Source organism: Desulfosarcina sp. (assembly GCF_046496365.1).
Taxonomy (GTDB): Bacteria; Desulfobacterota; Desulfobacteria; order Desulfobacterales; family Desulfosarcinaceae; genus Desulfosarcina.
Window position 1 is genome coordinate 13,001 of the sequence record NZ_JAWOHB010000132.1, and the last position, 12,155, is coordinate 25,155.

The window sequence follows — 12,155 nt, forward strand, 5'->3', positions numbered from 1 at the left end:
TGCACGTTGCTGGCCGCTATGGGCGACATCGCAAAACAAGAAGAGAGAGTCGTGAATCGAATGTACGAGGATGCAGCCGCTACGGAATGATATGTGTGCCGCTGCCGCTTAGTACAGCTTCTTTAATAAATTCGGGCGCCGTGATAATCACTTCTTTGCCGCCTGATTTGAGAAATTTCAATGCGGCCTGAATCTTGGGTAGCATACTGCCCGGAGCAAAGTGCCCCGCTTCGATATAGGCCTCCGCCTGGCTCATGGTCATGGTGTTCAAGGCCTGCTGGTCCGGCTTGCCAAAATTCAAGGCGACCTCCTTCACGGCCGTTGAAATTATCAACAGATCGGCGTTCAACTGTCCGGCCAGTAAGCTCGAGGCCAGGTCCTTGTCGATCACCGCATCCACACCGTCCAAATCCTTGCCGCTGCGCACCACCGGTATGCCGCCGCCACCGGCGGCCACCACGTGGTAGCCCGCATCCAGCAGCGATTCGATCACCGGCCGTTCGACGATTTCATGGGGAGCCGGTGACGGTACCACGCGGCGGTAACCCCGGCCGGCATCCTGGACCAGAGACCAGTCCGGGTACTCACGGCGGATGGCCTCAATCTGGGATTCATCGAAAAATTCTCCTACAGGTTTGGCCGGTGAACCGAACGCAGGATCATCTTTGTCCACCACCACCTGGGTCACCACGGTCACACACTGACCCGCAAGGCCCCGGGCGGCCAACTCATTGTTCAGGGCCTGCTGGATCTGGTATCCGATGGAGCCCTGTGTGTCGGCAACGACATTGACCAGGGGAACCAGGTGAAGACCGGTTTCTCGGCGGGCAACTTCGGACCGCCTCATGATGAACCCCACCTGTGGGCCGTTTCCATGAGAGATCAGGACTTGCCAACCCTGGCCGATGAGATCAGCCACATGCTTAACGGTCTCCCGGATCGCGTCGTGCTGATCTTCGACTCTCTGCAAGTCTTTGCTTTTAATCAGCGAGTTGCCGCCGATAGCGACAAAAGCCAGTTTCGCTTTCATGACCCGTTACTCCATTTTTTCGAGATAAATTGCTGGCAGAGCGGCATAGAAAGACGCACAACGCACCAGGTCGGCTTTCCAAGTTTTCTCGTTTGGTGCATGGGCCTGCGCCTCTTTACCTGGTCCGAAACCGATGCAGGGGATGCCCAGCAGCCCCATGATGGAGACACCGTTCGTGGAAAAGGTCCATTTGTCGACGTGGGGCGGTTGATCGAAAAGACGGCGATAGGTTTCCGCGGACGCCTGGGTCACCGGGTGGTTTTCCGGCAGAACCCAGGAGGGAAAGTAGCAGTCCGTGGGATAGACCAGCCCGGTGTAAGAGGGTTTGTCATAAGTGTACATAGACACCTCAGCGTTGGCGTCAATGGCCGCAGGAAGGTCTCGAATCTGCTGCAGGGCCAACTCCTTGTCTTCCCCGACCGTGAGACGACGATCGATGGAAATCGTGCATCCGTCGGCAACGGCACATCTGGATGGCGAGGTGTAGAAAATTTCGGAAACCGTCAATGAACCTTTGCCCAGGAAGGCATCGGTTGTCAATCGCGTGTGAAGTTGCTCGAGCTCACCCAGAATCTTTCCCATTTTGAAAATGGCGTTGTCCCCTCGCTCGGGAGCGGAGCCGTGAGCGCTGATGCCCTTGACTTCGACTTTAATTTCCATGCGCCCACGTTGACCGCGGTAAATGCCACCGTCGGTGGGTTCTGTGGAAACCACGAAGTCCGGTTTCAGCCCCGATTCCTTGATGATATACTGCCAGCACAAACCGTCACAATCCTCTTCCTGCACGGTTCCCACCACGACCAGCGTGTAGCCGTTTTCAAGCCCCAAGTCTTTGATGATCTTGCCGGCGTATACCATGGAGGCCATGCCACCTTCCTGGTCGCTGGCGCCGCGCCCGCCGATGGTCTCCTCGTCTTCGTAGCCCTCGTAGGGATCGAATTCCCAGTTGTCCCGGTTGCCCACGCCCACGGTGTCGATGTGGGCATCCATGGCGATAACGGTTTTCCCGCTGCCGATATATCCTAATACATTGCCCATGGGATCAATTTCGACCCTGTCGAAGCCCACCGTTTCCATCTCTTCCTTGATTCGCAGTACGACCTCCTTCTCTTGGCAGCTTTCGCTGGGGATGCGGATCATGTCCCTTAAAAAGGCGGTCATCTGGGGTTTGTATTTCTCGGCCAAGGCAGTGATTTTTTTATAATCCAATTGCGTCATTTTTGTATCCTTCTGTTAAATTTAATTTATTAGGACCGTTTTGGAATTTGTGTGGATCCAGCTAAAGATCGAATTATTGCGGTGACAACAAAGCCGGGCATTTACCGTACCATAGAATTTCTCGATAGTTGACGGGATCAGTCGCTCCTTCGGTGTTGAAAAACAGCAACTTGGAATCTGGGCCGATGTCCAGAGCCTCTTTGATTTCCTTAAAAGCGCTGTGGTTGGCCAAAAGATCCAGCAAGCCGATGCCCACCGAACCGGATTCTCCGGCCTCTACGGAACTGTCTCCACCGACGGGATTGGCCAAGATGCGTATGCCATTGGCCGCCACGTAATTGTCACAGCAGACGTAACCGCTTGGAAAATCTCTAAGAATAGGCCAGCCGATCAGGTTGGGCTCACCGCAGGCTAACCCGGCCATGATCGTATTAAGATCGCCGGTCACGGCATGCGGTTGACCGTCACCGGCGGTGGCAGAGGCGAAAATACAGGCCGCGTTGTTAGGCTCCATGATGATGAACCGCGGCGGCCGGGCACGAAACTTGTTGACCATGTAGCCGACGACGGCTCCTGACATCGCCCCGACCCCGGCCTGAATAAATACGTGCGTGGGCGCTGTGTTTTGCTCGGCCATCTGATCCACGGCCTCCTTGCACATGGTCATATAGCCCTGCATGATCCAAAGCGGGATCTCTTCATATCCTTCCCAGGAGGTATCCTGTATCATCTGCCAGCCGTTTTTTTCAGCCTGGCTATTGGCCAGGCGCACGGCATCGTCATAGTTAAGGTTGGTCACTTCCACCGAGGCGCCGTGGGCGCGAATGGTTTCTACGCGGGACGGGACAGTGCCTTTGGGCATGTAGATCACGGCCTCCTGGCCGAACTGCTGCGCGGCCCAGGCGATACCGCGGCCGTGGTTGCCGTCCGTGGCAGTGGTCAAGATCATGCGGCCGATGCGGCTACGGACCTCGTCGCTGACCAAGTACGGGTAGTCGGTTTCCTCCAGGCGCATATTCAGCTTCTGGCAAATCAGGCGTGCCACAGCATAACTGCCTCCCAGCACCTTAAAGGCCTTGAGATCGAACCGGGTGGATTCATCCTTGACGAAAATGTCACCGACGCCCCATCTCTGTGCCAGCCCGTTGAGTGATACTAATTGTGTCGGCATGTAATTGGGAAGTTGCTGGTGAAAACGGTGCACCATGCCGGCGATTTCTTCCGAGAAATTTTTGGGAACGACGCCTGACTTAGGCTCTTGGATGAAGGATTGAAATCGATATTCGGGAATTTGTATTAACATGGAGACACCTCACGGTTAATTTTCACGAACTTCAAGCACGCAGTCGATAACCGATTCCATCGTTTCAGCAAGGTTTTTGCCGTAATGCGCTTTGGGATGATCGGATGCATTACCGTCGACTGCCGGATTCAATGGATTGAATTCAGAAAAAGGTTTGGAAAGGAAAGCAAAGTCAATGACATCGACGTTTATGCAGATGCAGCCATACCATCCAGGAAAAAAAAGAATCAGGCCAGTCCCAACATGCGCGGAATGAGTAATACCAGGCCGCTCCAATAGGCGATGATGAACAAAGCGATCATCACGACTACGATAAACGGCCAAATAGCCCTGGTCAATTGTTCAAGGGAAAGCTTGCTGATGCCGCAGGCAACGAACAGACACGCCCCGACCGGAGGAGTCATCAAGGCCAAATTGAGCGAAAGCACCATAATAATGCCAAAGTGGATCGGGTGGATTCCCAGATTATTGACCGCGATGGGATGGAGAATCGGCCCCAGAATAATCAGCGCAGCCGCAATATCCATGAACATCCCAACAATCAACATAAGGACGAGAATTAGCAGCAAGACGACGTGAGGGTTATTGCTGATGCTCAATAAACCGGCAGCAACCGCTTCGGGAACGCGTTCCATGGTCAACACCCATCCGAGAATCGAGGCTGATCCGATGATCAGGAACACCACGCCAGTTGTCTTGCCTGTCTGATAGAGAAGTTCGGGAATATCATTGAGTTTAAGCGTTCGCAGGACAAAGAATCCGATGACGAACGCATACCCTACAGCCACAGCGGCCGCTTCAGTGGGGGTAAAGATTCCGGTCAGGATCCCCCCTAAAATAATGATCGGCATCAACAAGGGAATGATGGCATCTTTGGTTGCATTCAAAACTTCTTTCAGGTTGCTGCGTGGGTTTTTGGGATAATTACGCTTCTTGGCGATATATCCGGCCATGATCATGAGAAAGGCAGCGATGAGGAGGCCGGGCAGGAAGCCTGCCGCAAACAAACCTGCAATGGATACGCTCATCAGCGACCCGTAAATAACCATCATATTGCTGGGAGGAATGGTTGGCCCAATAATCGAGGAAGCTGCTGTAACCGCCGCACTGTAATCTTTGTCATAGCCTTCGTCGACCATTGCCGGAATCAGCATGGTTCCGATGGCCGCCGTATCCGAAACAGCCGCACCGGTCATACCGGAAAAAAAGATGCTGGCCATAATGTTGGCATGAGCCAACCCACCCCGCAAATGGCCGACCAGAACATTCGAAAACTTCACCAGCCGATGGGTGATGCCGGTTTTATTCATGATAGCGCCGGCGAAAATAAAAAATGGCATGGCCATCAAGGTAAACATGTCAAGCCCCGCATAAAACCGCTGACAAACCATTTTAAAGATGAAGACATCCGAACCGGGATTAAGCAGGACGGGAAGTTGTGAAATTCCTCCCAGCTTGGCCAATGACAGGACCGCTGTAATTCCAAGGGCAAACCCGATAGGCGTTCCCAGCAAAAGCAGGCCAAAAAAAACCAGACTGATAAACGTTAACATCGGACATCACCTCATGTTACCGAAATTGCACACCCCTTATAGTTATATTAAATATCCACCATGCCCTTGATATCGGGGCCTTCTTTTTTAGCAAAAAGATCGACTACTATCTGCAAGACCGTCTGGATCATCGCTAACGCACCGGCAACCGGGATAGCCGAGAGTGACCAGACCATGCTGACCCCATATTTTGAGAGAATTGGAGAAAGCTGGGCCTTCCCCTCGATCGCCATGAAATACCCAAATTTGGTGAGGACCCACAGGAACCACAACACCAAAAGATTGACCAGAACCGCCGTATATTTTTGCACCGAATAGGGTAGTCGGGTGATGAGATAGTCAATACCCAAATGTTCTCTGCGCATGACGCCGATGCTTATGGCAAGCGAAGCCGCCCAGATCATGAGATACCGGGCAACTTCCTCGGACCAGGAAAGCGGTATGCGCAGCACGTAGCGAAAAAGTACGCCGAGCAGCACTACAAAGGTCATGGCGCCAATGGCCGCAATACAGGGGTAGGCCGCCAATCGCTCAACCAAGTTGCTCACTTTTTGAGCGACAGAAACGATCGAAGGGGTCTGCATTGTTTTCATCATCCAAAAACAAATTTGAAAGGTCCACGGAAATGACGATTACATTCTGTTCCTTACTTGATCATCAAGCTTTTTTTGGCCTCCTCAATGGCTGCCAGATATTTGTCAATCCACTGCGTTCCCTGCTCCCCAAGGGAGCTGGCGAAAAATTTCTTCGCCGCGGGGATAGAGATTTCTCTGAATTTCTCTATTTCTTCGGGTGTGGGCGTGTACACTTCCATTTTTGCGGCAATGGTCGGTAAACCTTTTTCAGTGGCCGTAACCAACCGGTCAATCCCGCGTCCTGCAATAGCGGCCACATCAGCGGCCCCTTGAACGGCGGTTTTTTCTTCTGGTGTCAACCGGTTAAACCACGCATCGTTGATCACCAGAACGTACAGTCCGCCCATGTGGTTTGACAGAGTCATATATTTTTGCACTTCATAAATTTTGCCCAGGTTGATAACCGTGATCGGGTTATGCTGACCATCAACAACACCCATCTGAAGCGCGGTGTAGGTTTCCGCCCAGGCCACCGGGGTGGCTGCAGCGCCAAGGGTATTCATGAATTCCATGTGCAGGGGGTTGTTCATCGTCCTTATTTTCAGCCCTTTCATGTCTTCGGGCGTCTTGATCGGACGCTTTGAATTGGTGAGCTCGAAAAATCCCTGGGGAATGAAGGCGAGGACGCGCATTCCTGTTTTTGTTCGAATATCTTCGGCAAGTTCTTTGCCGAAAGAACCATCAAACAGGGCACAGCCGACTTCATAGGAATTATAGGCAAACGGCATGCTGGTGATATCAATCAAAGGATAAAATGGTGCAATGCCTCCAACCGAAGCAATATAGCTCTGAGTGATGCCCGCTTTTACCTGTTCCATCGTTTCACGCTCATTGCCCAGCGTGCCATTAGGATAAATTTCAACGGTGATCTGACCACCCGTTCTGGCTTCCAACTCATTTTTTAATACCGCAGCGACCGCGGCCGTCGCGACATCGAAGGGGGTCTGGGGGTTTAAATGCGCTATTTTGATCACTTTGGGCGCAGCATAAAGCACATTTGCAGCCATGAAAAAAATTGCCAAGACAGTTAGTAAAACGCTGGTTTTTTTAAACATACGTATATCCTTTCTGAAAGGGTTCGGTAGATCCTCAAGGAAAAATTGTTTCCTCATCACAATATGGGAGTACAAAAAAACAGTACTTCGCCTTTTAAGACAATCGTATTGCGGAAACTATTCTTTATACAGGGGATAGGAACGGACGGCTACCAAGTGGAGGCCTGAGAGAAGAGGTCTACGAAGGATTTTTGTATCATCCCCCCCTGTGAAGTGCAAAAACAATATAAGTCAACAAGAAATTTGTTGCAACAGAAAATTGGTGGAAACCGTATCGGCTGCTGGGTTGTTTCAAGAAAAACCGATCCAAGATCTTCCATTAATTGTTGGATTCGCTCTTTGATAGCAGTGAATAAAAGGTATCGACAAGGCCAATATGAGCACCATTGGTCTCCTGGGCCCTTTTTTCAGGGCAAGCACCCACATCTTGTGTAGTCTATTGCGCTTTGCATTGGTAAGGTTTACTCAACGAAGTTAATTAGATTCATGAATAGGACAATCATGGTTGAGTTTTTCCTTTGGCCTCATCAAGCACCTGTCGAATCATCTTGGCCAATTCGGATTTGACAATTGGTTTCATCAGCAAGCCCTTTATTCCAAAATCTGCGGCATTTTCCTGGCTGATCCGTTCACTGAATCCCGTGAGAATGATGACCGGCATGTCTGGTCTGATTGACAAGAGTTTGCGAGCAAATTGATCTCCAGTCATGTTCGGCATCGTCATGTCCGTAATAACCAAATCATAGGCATCCGGATTTGCTTTGAAGGCTTCCAATGCGTCAACGCTGCTTATTCGTGAAGTTACTTGATAACCGAGACGTTCAAGGATTTGTTTTTCAAGTCGCATTATCGGTTCTTCGTCGTCAACCAACAGAATGCGTTCATCGCCTGCAAATATGCTTGAGACCTTTTCCAGCGATACGGCTTCAGGCGATTTTTCCATCAGAGGCAGGTATACGTTGATGGTTGTCCCTATTCCTGCTTCACTGTACACTTTGATATCGCCATTGTATTGTTTGACGATTCCATGAACCACAGAAAGCCCGAGACCAGTTCCCTTGCCTTGCCCCTTGGTGGTAAAATATGGATCGAAAATCTTGTCCACTATTTTTGGGTCGATACCGCATCCCGTGTCGGAGACGGACAGCATGACATATTGACCGGGCCGGAGCAGGCTGTGCGCTGACTCGTCACGATCTATCTCTATCGCCCTTAACTGAACGGATATTTTTCCGCCCGTTGGCTCCACGGCATGGTAGGCGTTGGTGATCAGATTCATAGCAATCTGATGAATTTGTGTCGGGTCCGCCATTACCATGCCGCAGTCGCTTGAAATGTTTCGGGTAATTTCGATATTCGCAGGAATCGTTGCGCGACAAAGCTTGAGCACCTCCTTTAACACCTGCTGAACCCGAACCGGTATCTTCTTGTGTTCAGATTGGCGGCTGAAAGCAAGAATTTGTTTCACAAGATCACTGCCTCTTTTGCCGGCGTTGTATATTTCTTCAGCATTTTCATGCTCCTGACTGTCAGGTGCAAGGTCTTCCATCAGCAGTTCAGCCAGGCCGACGATGGGGAACAAAAGATTATTGAAATCGTGGGCGATGCCACCGGCAAGACTGCCAATGGATTCAATTTTCTGGGCTTGCTGAATGCGCATTGCAGCTTGCTCGCGTTCGGTTATATCGCGCATGATCCCCAGATTGCCGATCCATTGGCCGCTCTCATCAAAAAGTTTTGCCCCGAATGTCTCACCGGAAAACTCTCTTCCGCTTTTATCCCGATAGCGGGTGACATATAAATTTTCAGGATTTATAGACTTATTTTCGAACACGGAAGTTCCGGTTTCGATATATCCACTTTGGCTGGCGTAAAGAATTTGGGTGGATTTACCCAGCAACGCTTCCGGTTTGTAGCCGAATGTGGATCCCATGCCCTTATTTGCCAACTGAATTTCACGCTGCGTGTTGGTTATAACTACGCCATCGGGTATCGTATTGAACATGGTTTCAAAAAGTCGTTTCTGGTTAATAAGCTCACTTTCCGATTTTTTCCGCTCGGTAATATCTCGGGCAATGCCGAGCACACCGATAATGCTGCCGTCAGAATCATGCATCGGCGTTTTGATGGTTTCAAACAACCCACTGAATCCACTCGCGGCGAAAGTGAGTTCTTCTTCGTTTTTACTTGGCCGGCGGGCCTTCATTGCTACGCGGTCATAAGTACGAAAAGAATCCGCAAGATCCTTATCCACAAAATCGTAGTCTGTTTTACCGATAATTTCAGATTCTTTTGCACCGAAAAACCGTTCAAATACCGGGTTACAGCTGAGGTAAATGCCCTCTTGATCCTTTAACCAGACCAAATCCGGAATGCTGTTCACCAATGTGCGCAGATGAGATCTGGATTGAATTAATTCTTTTTCGGCCAGCTTCCGTTCTGTTGTTACTTCTGTATAGGTGATCATACCACCAATGGAACCGTTGGCCGTATACCAAGGCCGACATTCCCATCGGTTGTAGGTAGTTGACCCATCCGGGCGTTTAAAATGGTCGTCATCGTTGCGTTCTGTAGCGCCTTCAAGAACGCGTTGATGTATATCTTTCCACCGTTGCGGCATTTCTGGAAAGACTTCATAGTGATGTTTGCCCACTATGTTCTTATCCGCCACATTATAATCTTGAAGGTAACGGTCGCTGACTGCGATATATCTCAAGTTCCGGTCATAAACGGCAATTGCGTTTGGATCGTGCTTTATTATCTGTTGCATGATCCGTTCACTCTCCAGCAGTTTCCTTTCGGCCTGTTTGCGTTCAGTGACGTCACGCGCAACTGAATAGGTATCTCCTTTTTCAAGATTCGGATGAGAAACCCAACTTAACCATTTATAGCTTCCATCCTTGCACCGGTAACGGTTTTCGAAGTAGATGACTTTGGCACCCTTGTGCAACGTTTGATTAATTACGGTACGGGTCACATCGATGTCATCAGGGTGAATGAAATCGAAAAACGGTCTGCTCAAAAGCTCTTCCTCAACATATCCAAGTATCTCCGTAAATGCTGGATTGACTTTGATGAAGGTCGCCGTGTTGATATCGGCGATGCAGATCATGTCCAGAGACATAGCAAAAATTTGGGCCAACTCCCCCTCTGTCCGCTTCAGATCCGTGATATCACCCCGAACGCGCTGCTCCATTTCTTCATAGGTCGGTTTTGCAGACATATAGCTCCTAAAGTCCAGGAAACCTCGCCTGGCATATTTTCTACTTTCCGATTCCTTCAACTCAAGGATACTTGCATCATCTTTAACATCAGGCAGATATCAAGGATAATGGCTGCATCCTCTACGAGATCGGTTTCAAATTATTCAAGTTTCAGAGAATTGCACGAACCAAGTGATAAGGAAGGTATTTGATGTTGAAAGTCTCCCCCCTGTCCACAGGGGAGATGTTAAATGCGTAATGATAAGTCGTATCAGTCTCACAGGAATCGGGAAAATAGTTCGACCGATTTACCCTGTTTTATTTACCCCTTGGTGGGTATAGTGGTGGGTACGCCCAATTCAAAGCAATAATAAAGGCACCCACATTTTCTTGTAAGTGCCTGATTTAATTTATGGTAGCGGGGACAGGATTCGAACCTGTGACCTTCGGGTTATGAGCCCGACGAGCTACCAGACTGCTCCACCCCGCATCAGATTTAAAAACGTATAATAAGAGAATCGCCTTGAATTGTCAACAACGGATTGGGAGAAAACTTAAATTTCGAGTTTCGCCCAAGATCGCCATGGAAATGGCCAGGGATTGCATCCGGTTGGGGACAAATACGAAAAAGGGGTTCATGTTGGGCTGGACGCCGCTCCGACAAATACTCGGAACGTTGACCCACTGCCTGCGTACTGCAGCCTTGCCTGGCAAACAGGCATTAACGGTCTGCCCAGGACATGATCGCCTTTCGGATGGACTCCCGTTGCGCACCCTGGTCTTGACATCGCACCATGACCCGTTTGTTCCGGCCGGTGTTCCCGGAGACGACCGTCACCGCTGAGTTGGCCACAGAGAGTAAATCCGCCAGGAATTCTCCGCAGGCTTTGTTGGCGGCATTGTCCACCGGTGGTGCGGTGAGATTGATCTTCAGCGCGTCGCCGTAAAGGCCGGCAACCCGGTTTCTGGAGGATCGGGGCTGGACACGAATTTTAAAAATCAGTCCATCGGGTTTGTCCTGGATTAATATGGGCATGGATCAACTGCTTTCGCTGATCAGATCACGGATGAAAGAGGGCGGGCGGACAACCTTGCCCTGGGCGTTGATAAATGCGTGCCGGGTATATCCCGTCGTGTGGACCACAGCACCGTCCTGGCTGGTGATGGCGTAATCGAACTGCATGCCGGCACGAAAGCCGGTGTTCAGCGTGGCTTCGATAAAGACCACGTCATCGTAGCGCGCCGGGTTGACGTACTTGCATTTGACCTCGGAGACGGGCAGCATGAGGCCCCGCGCTTCGATCTCCCGGTAAGGCAGTCCCAGATGACGGAACAGTTCGGTCCGGCCGATCTCAAACCAACGCAGGTAATTGGCGTGGTAGACCACACCCATGGTATCGGTGTCGCCGTAAATCACCCGGTAGGCGGTACGGTGGGATAGAATTTTGGAAACTTGATTCATGGTTCCGGGGTTAACGCTCAAATCTGAAATGAATGAATTTCAGTTGATCTACCATCCCTCAACTCACCAACCCCTCGATCTGCCGTCAGGATGTTTTCAAAAATCACCTTGAGTTCGTCGTAGGCTGTCGCCACGGGAAACTGGGGATATTCATCGATCACAGGCTGCGGGGGGCGGAAAAGGATTCCCTGGTGGGCCTCCTTGAGCATGTTGATATCATTGTAGGAGTCGCCCATAGCCAGCACCTGGTATTCCAGACCTTTAAAGGCCTGCACCACCTTGCGCTTACCGTCGGCCTGCCGCAGGTTGTAGCCGGCGATGGCGCCCCCGGCGTCAATCGTCAGACCGTGGCACAAGAGCGTCGGCCAGCCGAGCTTGGCCATCAGCGGTCGGGCGAACTCTACAAAGGTATCGGAAACGATGATCACCTGGGTAAGGGCCCGCAGCCAGTCCAGAAACTGCAGGGCGCCCGGCAGCGGGTCCATGGTGGCGATGACATCGGTGATATCCTTCAGCTTGAGGCCGTTGGCCTTGAGTATGGACAGGCGCTGCTTCATCAGCACATCATAATCGGAGACATCCCGGGTGGTGAGACGAAGCCCTTCAATGCCTGTACGCTCGGCGACGTTGATCCATATTTCCGGAACGAAAACGCCTTCCAGGTCTGAGCAGATTAAGTACATGTCACCTCTTACT

At 50.8% G+C, this 12,155-nt stretch carries 10 protein-coding genes and 1 tRNA gene; all 11 read right to left on the reverse strand.

Translation table 11 applies throughout. From position 1 onward, the window contains the following. Positions 1-79: 79 nt before the first annotated feature. Positions 80-1,030: a carbamate kinase gene (gene arcC / locus R6V78_RS12030; protein ID WP_410289602.1), complete on the reverse strand. Its 951-nt coding sequence runs from the start codon at positions 1,028-1,030 to the stop codon at positions 80-82. Positions 1,031-1,036: 6 nt separating this feature from the next. Then, positions 1,037-2,248, reverse strand: a complete 1,212-nt coding sequence (locus R6V78_RS12035; protein WP_410289603.1) for a YgeY family selenium metabolism-linked hydrolase — start codon at positions 2,246-2,248, stop codon at positions 1,037-1,039. A 73-nt stretch (positions 2,249-2,321) separates the two neighbouring features. Further along, entirely contained in the window at positions 2,322-3,551 is a 1,230-nt protein-coding gene (dpaL, locus tag R6V78_RS12040; RefSeq protein WP_410289604.1) for a diaminopropionate ammonia-lyase, read from the reverse strand. 227 nt (positions 3,552-3,778) lie between these two features. After that, a complete protein-coding gene (locus R6V78_RS12045) occupies positions 3,779-5,104 on the reverse strand; it encodes a TRAP transporter large permease (RefSeq protein WP_410289605.1) in 1,326 nt (441 codons plus the stop codon). Positions 5,105-5,151: 47 nt separating this feature from the next. Next, positions 5,152-5,688, reverse strand: coding sequence for a TRAP transporter small permease (locus tag R6V78_RS12050; RefSeq protein ID WP_410289606.1), 537 nt, complete (start codon positions 5,686-5,688; stop codon positions 5,152-5,154). A gap of 62 nt (positions 5,689-5,750) precedes the next feature. Next, a complete protein-coding gene (locus R6V78_RS12055) occupies positions 5,751-6,794 on the reverse strand; it encodes a DctP family TRAP transporter solute-binding subunit (protein WP_410289607.1) in 1,044 nt (347 codons plus the stop codon). Between the two features lie 499 nt (positions 6,795-7,293). Next, entirely contained in the window at positions 7,294-10,017 is a 2,724-nt protein-coding gene (locus tag R6V78_RS12060; protein ID WP_410289608.1) for a PAS domain S-box protein, read from the reverse strand. A gap of 393 nt (positions 10,018-10,410) precedes the next feature. After that, a tRNA-Met gene (locus R6V78_RS12065) sits at positions 10,411-10,487 on the reverse strand. 231 nt (positions 10,488-10,718) lie between these two features. Then, positions 10,719-11,033 (reverse strand): DUF167 domain-containing protein, encoded by a 315-nt coding sequence (locus tag R6V78_RS12070; RefSeq protein ID WP_410289609.1) that lies wholly within the window; start codon positions 11,031-11,033, stop codon positions 10,719-10,721. 3 nt (positions 11,034-11,036) lie between these two features. Continuing rightward, a complete protein-coding gene (locus R6V78_RS12075; protein ID WP_410289610.1) occupies positions 11,037-11,459 on the reverse strand; it encodes an acyl-CoA thioesterase in 423 nt (140 codons plus the stop codon). Between the two features lie 17 nt (positions 11,460-11,476). Continuing rightward, complete coding sequence (gene thrH, locus R6V78_RS12080) at positions 11,477-12,142, reverse strand: bifunctional phosphoserine phosphatase/homoserine phosphotransferase ThrH (protein WP_410289611.1); 666 nt, start codon at positions 12,140-12,142, stop codon at positions 11,477-11,479. Positions 12,143-12,155 lie beyond the last annotated feature (13 nt).

What these genes read in the sequence shown, in the direction of transcription:
- arcC (WP_410289602.1), bottom strand. Translation starts at nt 1,030, where the DNA reads ATGAAAGCGAAACTGGCTTTTGTCGCTATCGGCGGCAACTCGCTGATT.
- R6V78_RS12035 (WP_410289603.1), bottom strand. Translation starts at nt 2,248, where the DNA reads ATGACGCAATTGGATTATAAAAAAATCACTGCCTTGGCCGAGAAATAC.
- dpaL (WP_410289604.1), bottom strand. Translation starts at nt 3,551, where the DNA reads ATGTTAATACAAATTCCCGAATATCGATTTCAATCCTTCATCCAAGAG.
- R6V78_RS12045 (WP_410289605.1), bottom strand. Translation starts at nt 5,104, where the DNA reads ATGTTAACGTTTATCAGTCTGGTTTTTTTTGGCCTGCTTTTGCTGGGA.
- R6V78_RS12050 (WP_410289606.1), bottom strand. Translation starts at nt 5,688, where the DNA reads ATGCAGACCCCTTCGATCGTTTCTGTCGCTCAAAAAGTGAGCAACTTG.
- R6V78_RS12055 (WP_410289607.1), bottom strand. Translation starts at nt 6,794, where the DNA reads ATGTTTAAAAAAACCAGCGTTTTACTAACTGTCTTGGCAATTTTTTTC.
- R6V78_RS12060 (WP_410289608.1), bottom strand. Translation starts at nt 10,017, where the DNA reads ATGTCTGCAAAACCGACCTATGAAGAAATGGAGCAGCGCGTTCGGGGT.
- R6V78_RS12070 (WP_410289609.1), bottom strand. Translation starts at nt 11,033, where the DNA reads ATGCCCATATTAATCCAGGACAAACCCGATGGACTGATTTTTAAAATT.
- R6V78_RS12075 (WP_410289610.1), bottom strand. Translation starts at nt 11,459, where the DNA reads ATGAATCAAGTTTCCAAAATTCTATCCCACCGTACCGCCTACCGGGTG.
- thrH (WP_410289611.1), bottom strand. Translation starts at nt 12,142, where the DNA reads ATGTACTTAATCTGCTCAGACCTGGAAGGCGTTTTCGTTCCGGAAATA.